Here is a 17791-nt window from a genome sequence, read left to right on the forward strand (position 1 = left end):
CATGACTGCCACATCCACTGCACCGTTGGTGATCCTCACCCATGTCTGCCATCCGGCCATCACCGAAGGGTTTCTTCCGGCCGCGCATGCGCTCGGCCTGCCGGTGTGGCTGCTGACCGACCACCGACTCGATCACCTCAGCCATTTCCGCGAGCATCCGGCGCATGCGCCGCAACGGGTGATCGAATGCGATGTGTTCAATCCGCTCGGCGTGCTGGATGTGCTGCACGACGCCGATGTATCGCCGCGCGCGGTGTTCAGCAACAGCGATCATCTGCAGACCAGCACCGCGCTGGTCGCAGCGGGTCTCGGCCTGCCCGGCAAGGACTGGCAGGTCTGCTACGCGGCCAAGAACAAGGCGGCGATGCGTCAGCGCCTGCGTGCGCGTGGACTGCCATCGCCGTGGTTCTGCACGCTGGCGCCGGGTGCTGCATTGCCGGGCGATATTCCGTGGCCGGTGGTGGCCAAACCGCGCGAGGGCGTGGCCAGCCTGGACGTGCGCCACTGTGCAGATGCCGAGCAGTTGCAGGCCTATCTGGACGATGTGTGGCAGCGCCATCCGCAGCGCACCGTGCTGCTGGAAGGCATGCTGGAAGGGGCGCTGTTTACGCTGGAAACGCTGGGCGACGGCCACACGCTGCAGGCGCTGGGCGGCTTCAAGGTGCGTTTGTCGCCGCCGCCGCACTTCGTGGAATGCGAGGCGCAATGGGATGCCCGCGTGGACACGCCGGTGATTGCGCAGGCGCTGCAACAGTTGCGCAGCTTCGGGGTCGGCTTCGGGCTGTGCCATAGCGAATTCATCCTCACCAGCGACGGCCCGGTGCTGGTGGAGATCAACTACCGCAGCATCGGCGACCGCCGCGAGTTCCTGCTCGACGAGATGTTCGGCAGGCAATGGTTCACCGCCGCGCTGGCGCCGCATCTGGGCCTGCCGCTGCCGCAGCTGCGCTGCGATCGTGCCCATGCCTTGTTGCGTTACTACGTCGCCGAGCGAGACGGCGAGCTGGTGACCGCCAGCGAAGATCGCCGCCACCACGATGCGCATAGCGATGTGCAGTACCGGCGGATGCGCGCGCCCGGCGAGCGCATCCGCCTGAGCCATTCCAACAAGGATTATCTGGGTGTGCTGAGCGCGGTGGCCAGCGATGCACAGGCGCTGCAACAGGCGGTGGTGCATGCCGAAGCGGGGCTGCAGTGGCGCATCGATGGCGCGGAGCTGCGCGCATGAGCAGTGCCGCCGACCAACGCTATATCGCCACCCGCATCATCGATGCCTGCCTGCGCGAGGATCTGCGCGGTATTGCCAGCCGCGGCAGCGCCGCAATACCCGAGGCAGGCGTGCTGGCGGCATGGACCGACCCCAGCCCGGTGGAGGGCTGGTGGCGCATCGCGCATCTGCCAGACGGCACGCTGTGGTTGCCGATCCATCGGCAGGGCTATCTGCAGGACATCAGCGCCTGCGGCGACAGCTGGATCGTGCAGGGCGCCGATGGCGCGCAGGTCGAACGCGGTGCGCAGGCCTGGCTGCAGCGCATGAGCGCCCAGCTCGACATGGACACCCAGCAGCTGCATCGCGCCTACGCTGAAGAAGCCGAGTGCGCTGCCGCCCACCTGGGCCTGGCGCGCCAGGCCTACGATGCACAGGCACCTGCGCTACTCAACGCGCTGCAGCATGCAGACGCGTCCGAGCGCGCGTATCGCTGCGATCAACTGGCCAGCTATCGCGATCATCCGTTCTATCCCACCGCACGCGCCAAGGCCGGGCTGGATGCCTCGGAACTGCGCGATTATGCGCCCGAATTCGCGCCCACCTTTACGCTGCGCTGGCTGGCGGTTCCGCGTGCGCAGGTCAGCTGCACCAGCGCGCCGCCAACCGAGTTGTGGCCGGACTTCGCCACGCTGGGCCTGCCGCCTGCGCTGGCCGACACGCATGTCGCCTGGCCGGTGCATCCGCTGGTGTGGGCGCGGCTGGAGCAGGACGGCTTTGCACTGCCGCCAGGCACACTGCGGGCGCCGCAGGCCTGGCTGGAGGTGCGCCCCACCCTGTCGGTCCGCACGCTGGTGCCGCTGCAGCATCCGCAGCTGCATCTCAAGCTGCCGATTCCGATGCGCACGCTGGGCGCGCTCAATCTGCGCCTGATCAAGCCCTCCACGCTGTACGACGGCCACTGGCTGGAGCGCGCACTGCGGCGCATCGATGCGCTGGATCCGGCCCTGCGCGGCCGCTGCATGTTCGTGGACGAATCGCATGGCGGGCATGTGGGACAGACCCGTCATCTGGCCTATCTGCTGCGGCGTTACCCACCGCTGGACGCCACCACGCTGGTGCCGGTGGCCGCGCTGTGCGCGCGGTTGCCCGATGGCCGGCCGATGGCGATCCATCTGGCCGAGCGCTTTGCACAGGGCGATCTGCTCGGCTGGTGGCGCGAGTACACCGAGCTGATGCTGGCGGTGCATTTGCGCCTGTGGCTGCGCTACGGCATTGCGCTGGAAGCCAATCAGCAGAACAGCGTGCTGGTCTACGCCGATGGCCAGGCGACGCGGCTGCTGATGAAGGACAACGACGCCGCGCGCATCGCGATGCCGCAGTTGCGCGCGCAGCTGCCGGATCTGGACGCGTTGGGCCCGCTGCACGACGCGCGCATCGCGGTGGACCAGCCGCAGGCCCTGGCACAGATGTTCTGCACCATCGTGCTGCAACTGGATCTGCAGGCAGTGCTGGAAGGCCTGGCCGAATGGCAGCCGGCGCTGCGCACGCCGCTGTACACGCAGTTGCAGACGCAGTTCGCCTTGACGCTGGCGCAGCTGGATGTCGATGGCATCGATACTGCTCCCGCACGTCGCCTGCTGGCCGCACCGCGGCTGCCGGTGAAGTACCTGCTCAGCGCCGGCAGCCTGCTCAGCAAGCAACTCACTGGTGCGAGCGACATCAACAAGTTCTACGGCGATAGCGCGCCCAATCCCTTCGGCGACGCCTTCGCTGGCGCGCAGCAGAGCCCGCGTCGGCAGGCGGGTGCCCAGCGATGAAGCGCATCCTGGGCCCGGTGCTGGCCGCGCATTACCTGGCCGCCTTCACCGCACTGGGCATGCCGTTGTTTCTGCCGCAGGTGCTGGCCGAACTGGCGCCCTCGGCGGCGGTTGGCTGGAGCGGCGTGCTGTACGTGTTGCCGACGCTGTGCACCGCGTTGACGGCCGGCACCTGGGGGCGCCTGGCCGACCGCTATGGACGCAAGCGCTCGTTGCTGCGTGCGCAACTGGGGCTGGCGCTGGGCTTTGCGATCGCCGGCTTCGCGCCGTCGCTGAGCTGGCTGGTGATCGGCCTGATCGTGCAAGGCACCTGCGGCGGCTCGCTGGCGGCGGCCAATGCGTACCTGGCCAGCCAGCCGCAGGCCGGCCCGCTGGCGCGCGCGCTCGACTGGACGCAGTACTCGGCGCGCCTGGCGATGGTCAGCGCGCCTGCGTTGCTGGGCCTGGCCGTGGCGCTTGGCCCGGCGCAGTCGCTGTATCGCGCGCTTGCGCTGCTGCCGCTGCTGGCGTTCGCGCTGACCTGGCGTCTGCCCGCCGACCGGCCTGCGCCACGGCCGACCGCGCCCACTGCGCAGTCCACACCCTCCGGGCATGCGGTTACGTCGGCGCCATCGGCGTCAGCACCGACCACCACACCGGCCAGCGCACTATGGCCTGCGTTGCTGATCGCGCAGTTCCTGTTCTGCTTCGCGATGGTGGTGACCTTCCCCTACTTCATCCCGTATGCGCTGGCGCGCGGCGCCGGCCACGACGCGCTGGCCGGCCTGCTCTACAGCCTGCCGCACCTGGTCTATCTGGTGGTGCTGCCGTGGTGGCGGCGCGGCGATGGCGAGGCCTGGCTGGTGCCCGGCCTGGCGCTATTCGCGCTGGCCTGCCTGTGGCAGGCGCTGCTGCACGACGCCGCCGCATTGGCAGCGGCACGCCTACTGTTCGGGTTCGGCATGTTGTTCGGCCTGCGTGGGCTCAACCGCAGCCTGGCGCTGGTCGCCAGCGGGCATGGCGCCGGGCGTTTGTTCGGCCGCTTCGATGCCTGCGGCAAATGGGCCGGCGTGTTCGCCGGTGCCGCTGCCGGCGCGCTGGCCCAGGCGGCCGGCCCTGCCACCCCTTTCCTGGCTGCCGCGCTGGCTGCGGCCGCCGCTGCGCTCACCGTTCTGGTGCGCTTCCCTTCGAGGAGATCCGCCGATGTCGCCGCACACGATGCATGACCCCTGGTACGACAGCATGGCCGACGCGCAGGCCTGCAGTTGCTGGTTGAACTGCTACCTGCGCGAGTTCGCAATTCCGCAGCGCACAGTGGACTTCGATTACCGCGGGCTGGATCGCCCCGGCCCGCGCGTGGCCGAGCAGCGCTGGCTGCGGATCGATCTAGGCGACACCGGCGCGCTGTGTGTGCGGATCGCCTATGCCGATCGCCTGGGCCGCTGCCGCTTTGCCTCCACGCCGTTTCTCAAGAGCGCCGGCCAACCGTGGCAGAGCCTGGACGCGCATGCCTTGGCGCGTTGCCTGCTGCAGACGCTGGGCAGCACGCAGACGGTCAACCCGGAACTGCTCGCGCAAAGCGCCAACAGCGTGGCGATCACTGCCGCACTGCTGCGCCAGGCACAGGGCAGCGCCGCGACCGGCGAGTCGATGATCGACGCCGAACAATCGATGCTGTGGGGGCATGCCTTGCATCCCACGCCCAAGAGCCGCGAAGGCGTCGATCTGGCGCAGGTACTGGCCTGCGCGCCGGAAGCGCGCGCCGCGTTCCAGCTGTTCTGGTTCCGCATCGACCCACGGCTGCTGCGCATGCAGGGCCGCGATGTGCGTGCCAGCCTGCGGCAGCTCTCCGGCAGCGACGCGCTGTATCCCTGTCATCCGTGGGAAGCGCAGCGCCTGCTCGACGACCCGCTGCTGCGCACCCTGCAGGCACGCGGGCTGATCGAGCCTGTCGGCATGCTGGGCGAGGCACTGCGGCCCACCTCGTCGGTGCGCACGCTGTATCACCCGGAACTGGATTATTTCCTCAAGTGCTCGGTGCATGTGCGGTTGACCAACTGCGTGCGCAAGAACGCCTGGTACGAGCTGGAAAGTGCGGTCGCACTCACCGAGCTGCTGGCACCGAGCTGGCGTGCGCTGGCCGTGCAGGTGCCGGGCTTCGATGTGATGCTGGAGCCGGCGGCCACCTCGCTGGAGGTCGCCCAGGTCGATCCCGCCTTGCACGATGCCGACCCGCTGGCGGCGCGTGGCCTGTCGGAGAGCTTCGGCATCCTGTACCGGCAGACCCTGCCCGCCGCGCAACGCGCGCGTTGGCAGCCGCAGGTGGCCGCCGCGTTGTTCACCTGCGATGCGCAGGGCAACAGCGTGTGTGCGTCCAGGCTGCAGGCACAGGGCGGCGCGCAGATGGATCGCCACACCGCCACGCTGCTGTGGTTCCGTGCCTATGCCGGCTTGCTGCTGGACGGGGTGTGGAGTGCCCTGTTCCAGCACGGCATTGCGCTGGAACCGCACCTGCAGAACACCGTGATCGGGTTTGCCGATGGCTGGCCGACCCGGGTATGGATCCGCGACCTGGAAGGCACCAAGCTGCTCGCACATCACTGGCCCGCCACGCGCTTGCAGGGCGTGGGCGAACGCGCCCGGCAATCGCTGTACTACACGCCAGAACAGGGCTGGAATCGCGTGGCGTATTGCGCGCTGGTCAACAATCTGGCCGAGGCGATCTTCCACCTCACCGAAGGCGATGACGTGCTCGAAGCGCGCCTGTGGCACTGCGTTGGCGAGATCGCCGCACGCTGGCAGCAACGTCATGGCGCGCAAACCGCGCTGCAGGGCCTGATCGACGGCGCGCCGCTGCCCGGCAAGAACAATCTGGGCACGCGGCTGTGGCAACGCGCCGATCGCCAATCCGATTACACCGCGCTGCCCAATCCGATGCCACGCATCGCTGCGGCACGGCAGGTGGCGGCATGAGCCTGCGCATCGATATGGACGCAGTGATGCAGGCATTGCCGGGCATCCGCGACAAAAGCGATGGCCCGCTGTGCGCCTACGTCTACGACCTGGCCGCACTGGATGCGCATGCGGCCTGGATGCGCGCGCAACTGCCGGCCGACTGCGAGCTGTTCTACGCGGCAAAAGCCAATGCGGAGCCGCCGATCCTGCACACGCTCGCCCCGCACGTGGATGGCTTCGAGGCAGCCTCCGGCGGCGAACTGGCCTGGCTGCATCGGCAACAACCCCAGGCCGCGTTGTTGTTCGGCGGCCCTGGCAAGCTCGATGGCGAACTGGCCCAGGCCGTCGCACTGCCCGACTGCACCGTGCATGTGGAAAGCCTGGGCGAACTGGAACGCCTGGCCACGATCGCGGCGCAGGCCGGCCGCTGCGTGCCGGTATTCCTACGCATGAACATCGCCGTGCCCGGTGCGCAGAGCACGCGCCTGATGATGGGCGGGCAGCCCTCGCCGTTCGGCCTGGACCCGGACGATCTGGACGCGGCGATCCAGCGGCTGCGGGCCAGCCCCTCGCTGCGGCTGGAGGGCTTCCATTTCCATCTGATGTCGCATCAGCGCGATGCCGGCGCGCAGCTGCATCTGATCGCCGCCTACCTGCGCACCGTGCAGCAGTGGCGGCAGGCCTACGCGCTTGGCCCGTTGCGGGTGAATGCAGGCGGCGGCTTCGGTGTAGATTATCTGGCACCGGAATCATCGTTCGACTGGGCCGGCTTCTGCGCCGGCTTGCCTGCCTTGCTACGCGAACACGGCCAGGCACTGCGCCTGCGGCTGGAACCCGGGCGCTATGTCAGCGCCAGCTGCGGCTGGTATCTGATGGACGTGCTGGACCTCAAGCGCAGCCACGGCGCGTGGTTTGCGATCGCCCGCGGCGGCACCCATCACTTCCGCACCCCGGCCGCGCAAGGCCACGATCACCCGTTCCGCGTATTGCGTGGCAGGCACGCGCCGGTGCTGCGCGACACCCCGGTCACCCTGGTCGGGCAGCTGTGCACGCCCAAGGACGTGCTGGCGCGCAACCAACCTATCGCAGCGCTGGCGCCTGGCGACTGCCTGGCCTTCCCGCTGGCCGGCGCGTATGCGTGGAATATCTCGCACCAGCAGTTCCTGATGCATCCGCCGCCGCAGATGGTGTTCCTGCCGGTGGTAGCTCAGGCGGCATCGGCGTCCGTCGCGGGCCGGACCGGCACACGGATGTCGGCACGCAGCTCTGCCTCTGCCACCGCTTCGGGGTCGTCCAGGTAGAGATAGTGCAGCGGCGCATCGCGCAGGACGTAGCCGCTGTCGGGCAGCCATTGCGCGAGCACGCGGTCGAGCGCGTCTTCGATACCTGCATAAGAGCCCACATGACGCAGCACTGCATGCGCGCCGCCGTCGAGCTGGCGCAGTTGCAGCGGCGCCGGCGGCGACAGTGCGGCGTCGAAGACCATGCCGCATTCGAACAGATGCCGATGTGCCGGCACATCGCGGTGGTCGCTAAGCGGCAGGCCGATCAAGGCCTGCAGTTGTTCGATTGCACCGGCGCGCTCGGCCCAGGCCGCGATGCGGCCGAAGCCACGGTCCAGATCGTCGAAGGCGCCGCGCTGGCGCAGCACCACCACTTCCAGCGGATCGAGCATTTGCACCAGCACCTGCAAGGGTGCGCCGGACATCTGCGGCGGCAGCGAGGGCATGGCCAGCTGCTGCAGTTTCTGTGCGCGCACCGCGGGCGCGTTGCGCAAGCTGCTCGGGCTGGCCTGCAACAGGCTGCGGAACGCGCGTGCCAGCGCCTGCGGGGTCTGATAACCCACCGCCAGCGCCACCTCGGTCACCGTGCTGGCCGGCTCGCCCAGCAGATGCAGCGCATAACTCAGCCGCAGCCGCGCAATGGTCTGCCCCAGGGTTTCGCCGGCCAACGCGCGATAGACCCGATGGAAATGATGCGGCGACTGCTGCGCGACTGCCGCCAATGCGGCCAGGTCCGGCAGCGGTTCGCCGGCGCGAATGCTGGCCTGCAGATGGGCGACGACGCGCTCGACGCTGCGCTGGCGATTGAAGACGACCGAAGCAGCTGCTGGCATGGGCGTTTCCTGTTGGACAGCCCCAGCATCGCGCAGATCGGCACGGCGCGCGGTCCCGATCTTGCGCAACGTCGCTGGCGCGTTCGGCTGCATACAACCCGGTGGCGAACCAGGCGCAGGTGTTACAGCGTCGAGGCCACCACCGCATCCCATGCGCCATCGGCGGTGGCCGCGCGCAGTTGCTGCCTGCCAGTTAAGCGAGCGGGTCGTCGAGCTGACCGCGGTCGCTGTGCTAGCCAGTGTCGCCGTACCGCAGCAAGCTGATCTGCACACTCATGCGTCGGACACGCCGGCTTCGGCAAACGTGGCCATGCCGTTGTGCAAGGCGCAGGCGTGACGCAGCAGCGGAATCGCCACCGCTGCGCCGCTGGCCTCGCCCAGGCGCAGGTCCAGTTGCAGCAAGGGTTCGGCATCCAGTGCGCGCAGCAAGGCGGCGTGGCCGCGCTCCTGCGAGCGATGCCCGAACAACAGCCATTCGCGCACGCCGCCATTGAGATGGGTGGCGACCAGCGCCGCGGCGGTGCTGATGAAGCCATCCACCAGCACCGGAATCCCGGCCTGCGCAGCGGCGATGTAGGCACCGACCAGGGCGGCGATCTCGAAACCGCCCAGCCGGCGCAACCGCTCCAACGGCGTCGCAGCATCGGCATGCAGGGCCAGCGCACGGGTGATTACGGTGGCCTTGTGGGCGATGCCCTCGGCATCCAGCCCGGTGCCGGCGCCGGCCATCGCCTGCGGAAATTGCGACAGCAGCGCGCAGCCCAACGCCGCGGCCGAGGTGGTGTTGCCGATGCCCATTTCGCCGCCGACAAACAGCTGCGTGTCGCAACTCTTTGCCTGGGCGACGCTTTCGGCGCCCGCGGCAAGCGCGTCGCGCAACTGGGTGGAACTCATCGCCGGCTGCTCGCAGATGTTGGCACTGGCCGGCGCGATCCAGGCACGCCGCACCCGCGGCAACTCGCCCGGGTCGTTGACCACGCCCAGATTTACCACTTCCAGGCGCGCACCGAGCTCGCGCGCCAGCACCGCAATGGCGGCGCCACCGCGGGCGAAATTGCGCACCATCTCGCCGGTGACCGCCTGCGGAAACGCAGACACGCCCTCGGCGGCGACGCCGTGGTCGGCGGCATACACCGCGATCCAGACCCGCTGCACGGTGGGGTGCTCATTGCGCTGCCAGGCCGCCAGCTGCACTGCCAGCTGTTCCAGCCGGCCCAGCGCGCCGTGCGGCTTGGTCAGTTGCTCCTGCCGCGCCAGCGCAGCCGCGCGCACGCGCGCGTCCGGCACCGCACAGGCACCATGGATCCAATCGCTTGTCACACCGCCTCTCCCGTCAGAACCATCGGCAAACCTGCCACCACCAGCACCACACGCTCGCACTGTAGCGCCAATGCCTGGTGCAGCCGGCCGGCCTGTCGACAAATCGACGCGTGAGTTCGCCCAGCGGCACGACGCCCTGCCCCACCTCGTTGCGCGCTCACCTCACAGTGCGCATGCACGGCGCAACAGCCGCGCTTACTGCGCGGCCTGATAACGCAACGTCAGCAGATAATTGCGCCCCGGCTGCGCATACCAGCGTGCGGTTTCGTACTGGCGATCGAACACGTTGTTGGCGGTGAGCGATACCTTCCAGTCCACGGTCACGGCATAGCTCACGCGCAGATCCAGCAACCCGTACCCGGCCAGGCGCTCGGTGTTGGCCAGATCGTCGAAGCGCTTGCCGGACCCGAACAGGCTCGCGCCGACGCCGAATGCACCGAAGCTGCGGTCCGCATCGATGCGCCCGCTCTGCCGCGCACGCCGCGGCAACCAGTTACCGTTGTTGACCTCGCCATCGGCCTGCGGCTGCAGCCAGGTCAAGGCGCTGCGTACGGTCCAGCCGGCCAGCTCGGTGTCATAGCCGGCTTCCACGCCGCGGATGCGCGCCTGATCGATATTGTTCGGCTGCCCGAACGGATGCGCCGCATCCACCAACGACGCGTCGTAGGCGATCAGATCGTCGATGCGGGTCTGGAACGCGCTCAGCGTCCAGGTGCCCCAGCCGTAGCTACCGCGCAGGCCGAGCTCGGCGCTCTTGGAGGTTTCCGGCCCCAGCAACGGATTGCCGAAATCGGGGTAATACAACTCGTTGAAGGTCGGTGCCTTGAACGCGGTGCCGTAGCTGGCGGTCAGGCGCAGATGCTCGGCAACATCCCAGCCCCACAGCAGGCTGCCGGTGGTCTTGCCGCCGAACTGGCTGTTGTCGTTGCGACGCAGGCTGGCCTGCAAGGACTGCGCACCGAAGCTCTGTTGCCACTGCGCGAATGCGGCTCGGTCGATGCGGCTGTCGGCATCGTAATTGTCGCTGCTGGCGATGGCGTCACGCTGCCAGTCGAAGCCGACCGTGAACAGGCCCGCGCCGGCAGCGATATCGGCCTGCAACGTGCCCTGCTTGCGGCGGGTGTCATAGGTGGACAGATACGCACCGTCGTAATACGCATCGCTGAAGTCGGAACTGCTGCCGACGCTGGCAGTGAGCTTGACCGCATCGGTAGGCGCGTAACGCACACGGCCACCGACCGCCTGCTGCACGCCCTTGGACAGGTTGCCGCCGAAGGCCGAGCCGTCGTATTCGTTGCGGCTTTGCGCGCGCAAGGCATGCACGTCGGCGTCCCACTGGCGATTAAAGCGCCAGCCGCCCTGCACGCTCAGCGAATCGTTGCGGTAGCCATCGCGATCCGGGTCGTAGTCGCTGGAGCTGGTGTCCAGATACGCGTTGATGCCATCGGTTTCGTCATGCACCGCGTTGGCCGAATACCAGCCACCGCTTTCGCTCAGATCGCCTTCGCTGCGCCCGGCCAGGCCCGCGCTATAGCGGCGCGCATTGTCGCTGCCGGCCGCCGCGCTGAAGGTGGGCACGAAGCGGCCTTGCGGGCGCCGGGTAAAGATCTGGATCACCCCGCCCAGCGCCTCGGAACCGTACAGGCTGGAGAACGGACCACGCACGATTTCGATGCGCTCGATCTGCTCGATCGGCAGATCCTGCAACGCCGCTCCGCCCGAGGTGGCCGAGCCGATGCGCACGCCATCGATCAGCACCACCACCTGGTCGGACTCGGTGCCGCGCAGGAACAGCGAGGTCGGCTTGCCCGGGCCGCCATTGTTAGCCAGCGCCACCCCGGCTTCGCCACGCAGCAAGTCCTGCAGCGAATTCACCTGGCGACGCTCGATCTGCGCGCGGTCGATCACGGTGACCGGCGCCAGCGTCTGGTCCTGGGTCTGCGCAGTACGCGAGGCGGTGACCACGACCTGGTCGAGATCGATGGCGGCCTCGGCATGGGCCAGGGTGGCCACGCACAGCGACAGCCCCACGGCCAGCACCGCACGACGCGGCAAAACGGAAGAAACGGACATCGACTGCTGCTCCTGGAACCGCGCCTACCCGCGCGGGGGCAATGGGGCGGCAGACAGCAACGGGCCAGGCGTCCAACGCGGCAGCGCCAGACGATCAAGGCCACGCCCACCGCGTGCCGGTTCAATCCCTCAGGCCGGTCTCCGGGCTCGCGAGTGGAAGCCTGCGCCTCCGATGCCGCGCCTTCCCATGCGACTGCACAGTGGCGTGTTGCGGCATCTGACCTCGCCCACCGTTGCGGGGGCAGCTCCGGCATTGCAGTTCGCCAAGGCGATCCGCGCACCGGATTCCCGTTTAAACCACCGCAACTCCGGCAGTCACCTCAGGGGCGCGCATGGTAGCAGGATTGGCCCAGGGCGCCTCCGAGGTCTGCGACAGGCGGCCAGGCGCAACGCGTCGCCACGCGTCTGGATGGCGAATGGCCGATTCCTTCTCCCACCGGGAGAAGGTGCCCCGAAGGGGCGGATGAGGATACGGAGCGAGGCCTCATGCCATGGATGGAAGCAGCATGCCGGGGCTGCCGGCATGTCCGCATGCCTGCCACCGAGCGTCATCTCGCACATGCGAGTGGGCTTCGCCCCCGTACCCTCACCCCAACCCCCGCTCCACGCGCCAGCCCGCGCCTGCGGCGCGGGCGCTCCAAGGCACGCGCGCCATGGCGCGCAAGCTGTGCCTCCTCGCCCCGAAGGGAGAGGACTTCGAGCCGAACTTCATTGGCGTGTTCAAGATTTCCGGGTCATGGAAGCGACGTGCCGAGGCGGCAGCGTGGCCGGGGATTGGCGGAGAGCGGCACAGGGATGTGCCGCGACGGCGAGTCAGACAGGATGTCTGACCGAGCCGAAGAGCCAATCCCCGGCCGCGCTGACGCCCTGACCGAAGCCAGAGACAGACGGCGTACTTGGCGGTGCCTGGAGAACCCGTACCCTCACCCCAACTCCCGCGCCCCGGCCCGCGCTTGCGGCGCGGGCGCTCCAAGGCACGCGCGCCCATGGCGCGCCAGCTGTGCCTCCTCGCCCCGACGGGAGAGGGGCTACCCGTCCTCCGCAGGAGAGGGGCTAGCTCGTCCCTTCCCGCACTCCTGCTCAGTTCACGGCTATCAAACCTCACGCCCCCTGCAGCGCCTGCTCCAGATCCGCCAGCAGGTCGTCGATGTGCTCGATGCCGATCGACAGCCGCACCGTGTCTTCGCTGACCCCGGCATGTTCCAGTTCGGCCGGGCCCAGCTGACGGTGCGTGGTCGATGCCGGGTGCGTTGCCAGCGACTTCGCATCGCCGATGTTCACCAGCCGCGTGAACAACTGCAGCGCATCCAGAAAACGCGCGCCGGCCGCGCGCCCGCCGGGCAGGCCGAAGGTCAGCACGCCCGAACCATGCCCGCCCAGGTACTTCTGCGCCAACGCATGCTCCGGATGATCCGGCAGCGCGGCGTAATTGACCCAGGCAACCCGCGGGTGCTGCTGCAGATACGTCGCAATCGCCAGCGTGTTGGCATTGATGCGCTCCATCCGCAACGGCAGTGTTTCGATGCCCTGCAGGATCAGGAACGCGTTGAACGGCGACAGCGCCGCGCCGGTATTGCGCAGCGGTACCACGCGCGCACGGCCGATGTATGCCGCCTCGCCCAGCGCTTCGGTGTAGACCACGCCGTGATAGCTCACGTCCGGCTCGTTAAGGCGTGGAAACCGCTGTTTGTGCGCCGCCCACGGAAAGCGCCCGCTGTCCACGATCGCCCCGCCGATGCTGTTGCCATGGCCGCCCAGATACTTGGTCAGCGAGTGCACCACGATGTCGGCGCCGAAGTCGATCGGCCGCAGCAGCGACGGCGTGGCCACGGTGTTGTCCACGATCAGCGGCACGCCATGCGCATGCGCCACCGCGGCCACGGCCTCGATATCAGTGATGTTGCCGCGCGGATTGCCGATCGACTCGACGAATACCGCCTTGGTACGTTCATCGATCAAGCCGGCAAACGCCTGCGGATCGCGATAATCGGCAAAGCGCGTGCCGATGCCGAACTGCGGCAAGGTATGCGCGAACAGGTTGTAGGTGCCGCCATATAACGCACTGGAGGAGACGATGTTGTCGCCGGCCTCGGCAATGGTCTGGATCGCATAGGTCACCGCGGCCTGCCCGGAGGCCAGCGCCAATGCACCGATGCCGCCTTCCAGCGCAGCCACGCGCTGCTCCAGCACGGCATTGGTCGGGTTCATGATGCGGCTGTAGATATTGCCCTGCACCTTGAGGTCGAACAGGTCCGCGCCATGCTGGGTATCGTCGAAGGCGTAGGCGACGGTCTGGTAGATCGGCACCGCCACCGCACGCGTGGTCGGATCTGGCTGATAACCGCCGTGCACGGCGATGGTTTCGGGCTTCCACTGCGGATCGGTCATGGCGCGGCTCGCTCGGACAGGACATTCGACAATACCCGGCTACCGGCCCGCACCTCATGCCAGCACGCCATGACGACATCGCCAGCGGTTAGTTCCGTTGACGCCCGGTTTGACTACGCGATTGCGTACCCACTGCGCGACGATCAACGCACTGGCGTGTGATACGTCTCTTGCAGCATCCGCTTGTAATCGGCAATGGACGGCAACCCCACTGCGCGCCGCCGCGCATCGAGTCCCGCTTCGTCCTCGGTAGGTTGCAGCGACATGTGCCCGTCTGCCTCGGTCTCAAACTGCGTTCCGTAACGCTGCGGTTTGCCTTGTGCACGCAACACGCGATCAGTCAGCAACGCAACATGGTCTGCCGCTACATCTCTGCGGGAAAGCGCCGCTTCCAGCAACGGCAACATCTGCGCCTGAAACGTCGGATCTGCATCGGCATGCTGTACCAGTATCCACGCGGCCTCTGCGCCGTCCTCTCCAACCAGTGCATTGCCTGGCCAGCCTTGGCGTGCGACGACTTGCTTCAACCATGCGGTGTTATCGCGATCGACCGGTGCGATGCGTGCCCAATCTTCCGGCTTTCCGCCGGCAGCAATCGCGGCGCGACGGACCTGCTGGTCCTTTTCAACACGCGCCAGCAGTTCCTGTCGCAGCGCTTGATCCAAAAAAGCATTTTGCTGCGCACCAAGATGCTCTGCCTTCGCCAACAACGCCGGCCACGCTTTGGTCTTGCGTAGTCGATTGAGTCCGGGACGATCTTTACCACGCAGGTCTTCGGCAGCGATACGACCGTGCGGAATCTCCGAATCGAGATAACGCAACGCTTCATCGGTGCGGCCAGCTGCCGCAAGACATTCCACCTGCAGCAGCTGCGCATTTTGTGGAAACGGGATGGAAGCGCGTTGCAGCGAGCCTAAAATTTCCGCGCAGCGCGAATAGTCCTTTGCTTCATAGGCATCGACGGCAGCCACGAAATCCGGTGGTTGGGCGGCGTGGCCTGCAACTGCCGAGCCTGTCCACATGACGATACCGATGATCAGATCAGCCATGCGCATCTGTGTTTCTTCCGTCGGTCTCTGGCCCGATAGTACCCGGATACTGCTTGCCCCGGAACACCATCCGAACACGTTGCCCGACGTCAGCGGATCGTCCCGCATTCTGCGGGACGATCCTTACTCACTCAGCCCTTGCCAAACACCAGCCGCCCACCCTCGGCACGCACGCGCACGGTGTCGCCGCCGAGGTACTGGCCGGACAGGATCTGCTGGGCCAGCGGGTTTTCCACCTGCGACTGGATCGCACGCTTGAGCGGGCGCGCGCCATACACCGGATCGAAACCGACATTGCCGAGCAGTTCCAGCGCGGCATCGTCCAGGTCCAGCTTGAGGCCGCGCTCGGACAGGCGTTTTTCCAGCCCATGCAACTGGATGCGCGCGATCGACTTGATCTGCGCCTTGTCCAGCGGATGGAACACCACGATGTCGTCGAGCCGGTTGATGAACTCCGGGCGGAAATGCGCTTGCACCACGCCCATCACCGCTGCCTTCATCTGCGTATAGGCCTCGGCACTGCCGTCGCCGGACAGCTCCTGGATCTGGTGCGAGCCCAGGTTGGACGTCATCACGATGACGGTGTTGCGGAAGTCCACCGTGCGGCCCTGGCCATCGGTCAGGCGGCCGTCGTCGAGCACCTGCAGCAGGATGTTGAAGACATCGGCATGCGCCTTTTCCACCTCGTCCAGCAGGATCAGCGAATACGGACGCCGCCGCACCGCCTCGGTCAGATAGCCGCCCTCCTCATAGCCCACATAGCCCGGAGGCGCACCGATCAACCGCGAGACCGAGTGCTTCTCCATGAACTCGCTCATGTCGATGCGGATCATCGCCTCGGTGCTGTCGAACAGGAAGTCCGCCAGCGCCTTGCACAACTCGGTCTTGCCCACGCCGGTCGGGCCCAGGAACAGGAACGAGCCGCTCGGACGATTGGGATCGGACAGGCCGGCGCGCGAACGCCGCACCGCGTCGGAGACGACCTTGATCGCCTCGTTCTGGCCGACCACGCGCTGGTGCAGCTCGTCTTCCATGCGCAGCAGCTTGTCGCGTTCGCCCTCGAGCATCTTGTTGACCGGGATACCGGTCCAGCGCGACACCACCTCGGCAATTTCCTCGGCGGTCACGCGGTCCTGCACCAGCTTGAAGTCGTGATGTTCGACCTCGTTGGCCAGCGCCATCTGCTTTTCCAGCTGCGGCAGCACGCCGTACTGGATCTCGCTCATCTTGGCGTAGTCCTGGCGCCGTTGCGCCGCCTCCAGTTCCAGCTTGGCGTGCTCGATCTGCTCCTTGACCTTGGTGGTGCCCTGCAGCGCGGCCTTTTCCGACTTCCACAACTCGTTGAGGTCGTAGAACTCGCGCTCGAGCTTGTCGATGTCGGTTTCCAGATCGGCCAGGCGCTGACGCGAGGCGTCGTCCTTTTCCTTCTTCAGCATCTCGCGCTGGATCTTGAGCTGGATCAGGCGGCGCTCCAGGCGATCGAGTTCTTCCGGCTTGGAGTCGATCTCCATGCGGATGCGCGATGCCGCCTCGTCCATCAGGTCGATCGCCTTGTCCGGCAGCTGGCGGTCGGTGATGTAGCGGTTGGACAAGGTGGCGGCGGCAACGATCGCCGGGTCGGTGATCTCCACGCCGTGATGCACCGCGTAGCGTTCCTTCAGCCCACGCAGGATCGCGATGGTGTCTTCCACCGTCGGTTCGCCCACGAACACCTTCTGGAAGCGCCGCTCCAGCGCCGCGTCCTTTTCGATGTACTTGCGGTATTCGTCCAGCGTGGTGGCGCCGATGCAATGCAGCTCGCCGCGCGCCAGCGCCGGCTTGAGCATGTTGCCGGCGTCCATCGCGCCATCGGCCTTGCCGGCGCCGACCATGGTGTGCAGCTCGTCGATGAACAGGATGATCTGGCCTTCGTTCTTGGACAGGTCGCTGAGCACCGCCTTCAGCCGTTCTTCGAACTCGCCGCGGAATTTGGCGCCGGCGATCAGCGCGCCCATGTCCAGCGACAGCACGCGCTTGCCGCGCAGGCCTTCGGGCACTTCGCCATTGATGATGCGTTGCGCCAGGCCCTCGACAATGGCGGTCTTGCCCACGCCGGGTTCGCCGATCAGCACCGGGTTGTTCTTGGTGCGCCGCTGCAACACCTGGATGGTGCGGCGGATTTCTTCGTCGCGGCCGATCACCGGATCGAGTTTGCCGCTCTCCGCACGTGCGGTCAGGTCGATGGTGTATTTTTCCAGCGCCTGGCGTTGTTCCTCGGCGTTTTCCGATTGCACGGTCTCGCCGCCGCGCAACTTGTCGATGGCGGCTTCGATCTTCTTCTTGTCGCCGCCGGCCGCGCGCAGGGCCACGCCCAGCGGGCTGGCATCGTCAGCGGCGGCCAGCACGAACCACTCGCTGGCGATGAAGGCGTCGCCATGTTGCTGGGCCAGCTTGTCGGTCTGGTTGAGCAGGCGGTTGAGATCGTTGCCGATCGACAGGTTGCCCTCCTGCCCGGAGACCTTGGGCAGCGTGTCCAGCGCCTCGCCCAGCCGCTCGCGCAGCAGCGGCACGTTGACGCCGGCCTGTGACAGCAGCGGGCGCGTGCTGCCGCCACTCTGGTCGAGCAATGCGGCGAGCACGTGCACCGGCTCGATGATGTTGTGGTCGCGGCCCACGGCCAGCGACTGCGCGTCGGCCAGCGCCTGCTGGAACCGCGAGGTGAGCTTGTCCATCCGCATGGGGATAATCCTCTGAACTGGTGGCCGGCGACGCCGACGATACCGTGCAGATGCGGCTGCCGTGCGGGGTTTCAAGGTTTGGCGGCTGCGCAGGTGCCGATGCGGGACAGCCGGACCGGCTCACACGCGTTGGCGCCTGGGCTGGGCGGTGTGGGTTCGCCCACTGG

General features: G+C 67.4%; 11 protein-coding genes, 2 pseudogenes and 1 riboswitch. Of the genes and pseudogenes, 5 read left to right on the plus strand and 8 right to left on the minus strand.

Translation table 11 applies throughout. The features are described from left to right. Position 1: 1 nt before the first annotated feature. Genes AC1PLA_RS15800 through AC1PLA_RS15820 form a run of 5 tightly spaced genes read left to right on the plus strand, consistent with a single transcriptional unit; the run spans position 2 to position 7262 of the window. A complete protein-coding gene (locus tag AC1PLA_RS15800; protein ID WP_481104900.1) occupies positions 2 to 1228 on the plus strand; it encodes a siderophore biosynthesis protein PvsA in 1227 nt (408 codons plus the stop codon). Continuing rightward, positions 1225 to 3027, plus strand: coding sequence for an IucA/IucC family protein (locus AC1PLA_RS15805; protein ID WP_481104901.1), 1803 nt, complete (start codon positions 1225 to 1227; stop codon positions 3025 to 3027). The genes AC1PLA_RS15800 and AC1PLA_RS15805 overlap by 4 nt, the downstream gene beginning before the upstream one ends. Further along, a complete protein-coding gene (locus tag AC1PLA_RS15810; RefSeq protein WP_104555516.1) occupies positions 3024 to 4232 on the plus strand; it encodes an MFS transporter in 1209 nt (402 codons plus the stop codon). Before AC1PLA_RS15805 ends, AC1PLA_RS15810 begins: the two co-directional genes overlap by 4 nt. Then, positions 4210 to 5979, plus strand: coding sequence for an IucA/IucC family protein (locus tag AC1PLA_RS15815; protein WP_481104902.1), 1770 nt, complete (start codon positions 4210 to 4212; stop codon positions 5977 to 5979). The genes AC1PLA_RS15810 and AC1PLA_RS15815 overlap by 23 nt, the downstream gene beginning before the upstream one ends. Continuing rightward, on the plus strand, positions 5976 to 7262 hold the full coding sequence (locus AC1PLA_RS15820) for a type III PLP-dependent enzyme (protein ID WP_481104903.1): 1287 nt from the start codon (positions 5976 to 5978) through the stop codon (positions 7260 to 7262). The genes AC1PLA_RS15815 and AC1PLA_RS15820 overlap by 4 nt, the downstream gene beginning before the upstream one ends. On the opposite strand, the gene AC1PLA_RS15825 is transcribed toward AC1PLA_RS15820, so the two are convergent. The 8 genes and pseudogenes from AC1PLA_RS15825 to clpB all read right to left on the minus strand — a co-directional run bounded on the left by AC1PLA_RS15825 (position 7169) and on the right by clpB (position 17624). Next, positions 7169 to 8077, minus strand: a complete 909-nt coding sequence (locus AC1PLA_RS15825) for an AraC family transcriptional regulator (RefSeq protein WP_481104904.1) — start codon at positions 8075 to 8077, stop codon at positions 7169 to 7171. The genes AC1PLA_RS15820 and AC1PLA_RS15825 overlap by 94 nt on opposite strands. Positions 8078 to 8152: 75 nt before the next feature. Beyond that, positions 8153 to 8354, minus strand: a pseudogene (locus AC1PLA_RS15830) (histidine phosphatase family protein); the annotation flags it as partial. After that, positions 8351 to 9397 carry a nicotinate-nucleotide--dimethylbenzimidazole phosphoribosyltransferase gene (gene cobT / locus AC1PLA_RS15835; RefSeq protein WP_024940845.1) on the minus strand — a complete coding sequence of 349 codons (1047 nt, stop codon included), beginning with the start codon at positions 9395 to 9397 and terminating at the stop codon, positions 8351 to 8353. The gene cobT and the pseudogene AC1PLA_RS15830, both read right to left, overlap by 4 nt. Beyond that, a pseudogene (locus AC1PLA_RS15840) lies at positions 9394 to 9548 on the minus strand (bifunctional adenosylcobinamide kinase/adenosylcobinamide-phosphate guanylyltransferase); the annotation flags it as partial. The gene cobT and the pseudogene AC1PLA_RS15840, both read right to left, overlap by 4 nt. Positions 9549 to 9592: 44 nt before the next feature. Next, complete coding sequence (gene btuB, locus AC1PLA_RS15845) at positions 9593 to 11470, minus strand: TonB-dependent vitamin B12 receptor (RefSeq protein ID WP_481104905.1); 1878 nt, start codon at positions 11468 to 11470, stop codon at positions 9593 to 9595. Between the two features lie 115 nt (positions 11471 to 11585). Then, positions 11586 to 11808: riboswitch (cobalamin riboswitch) on the minus strand. A gap of 763 nt (positions 11809 to 12571) precedes the next feature. After that, complete coding sequence (locus AC1PLA_RS15850; RefSeq protein ID WP_024940655.1) at positions 12572 to 13858, minus strand: O-acetylhomoserine aminocarboxypropyltransferase/cysteine synthase family protein; 1287 nt, start codon at positions 13856 to 13858, stop codon at positions 12572 to 12574. Between the two features lie 143 nt (positions 13859 to 14001). Then, a complete protein-coding gene (locus AC1PLA_RS15855; protein WP_024940654.1) occupies positions 14002 to 14913 on the minus strand; it encodes a DUF6624 domain-containing protein in 912 nt (303 codons plus the stop codon). Between the two features lie 125 nt (positions 14914 to 15038). Then, on the minus strand, positions 15039 to 17624 hold the full coding sequence (clpB, locus tag AC1PLA_RS15860; protein WP_024940653.1) for an ATP-dependent chaperone ClpB: 2586 nt from the start codon (positions 17622 to 17624) through the stop codon (positions 15039 to 15041). Positions 17625 to 17791: the final 167 nt, after the last annotated feature.

The organism is Xanthomonas sp. NCPPB 1826 (genome assembly GCF_056725285.1).

Coding starts and splice junctions, on each gene's coding strand:
- AC1PLA_RS15800 (WP_481104900.1), top strand. CDS start 2: ATGACTGCCACATCCACTGCACCGTTGGTGATCCTCACCCATGTCTGC.
- AC1PLA_RS15805 (WP_481104901.1), top strand. CDS start 1,225: ATGAGCAGTGCCGCCGACCAACGCTATATCGCCACCCGCATCATCGAT.
- AC1PLA_RS15810 (WP_104555516.1), top strand. CDS start 3,024: ATGAAGCGCATCCTGGGCCCGGTGCTGGCCGCGCATTACCTGGCCGCC.
- AC1PLA_RS15815 (WP_481104902.1), top strand. CDS start 4,210: ATGTCGCCGCACACGATGCATGACCCCTGGTACGACAGCATGGCCGAC.
- AC1PLA_RS15820 (WP_481104903.1), top strand. CDS start 5,976: ATGAGCCTGCGCATCGATATGGACGCAGTGATGCAGGCATTGCCGGGC.
- AC1PLA_RS15825 (WP_481104904.1), bottom strand. CDS start 8,077: ATGCCAGCAGCTGCTTCGGTCGTCTTCAATCGCCAGCGCAGCGTCGAG.
- btuB (WP_481104905.1), bottom strand. CDS start 11,470: ATGTCCGTTTCTTCCGTTTTGCCGCGTCGTGCGGTGCTGGCCGTGGGG.
- AC1PLA_RS15850 (WP_024940655.1), bottom strand. CDS start 13,858: ATGACCGATCCGCAGTGGAAGCCCGAAACCATCGCCGTGCACGGCGGT.
- AC1PLA_RS15855 (WP_024940654.1), bottom strand. CDS start 14,913: ATGCGCATGGCTGATCTGATCATCGGTATCGTCATGTGGACAGGCTCG.
- clpB (WP_024940653.1), bottom strand. CDS start 17,624: ATGCGGATGGACAAGCTCACCTCGCGGTTCCAGCAGGCGCTGGCCGAC.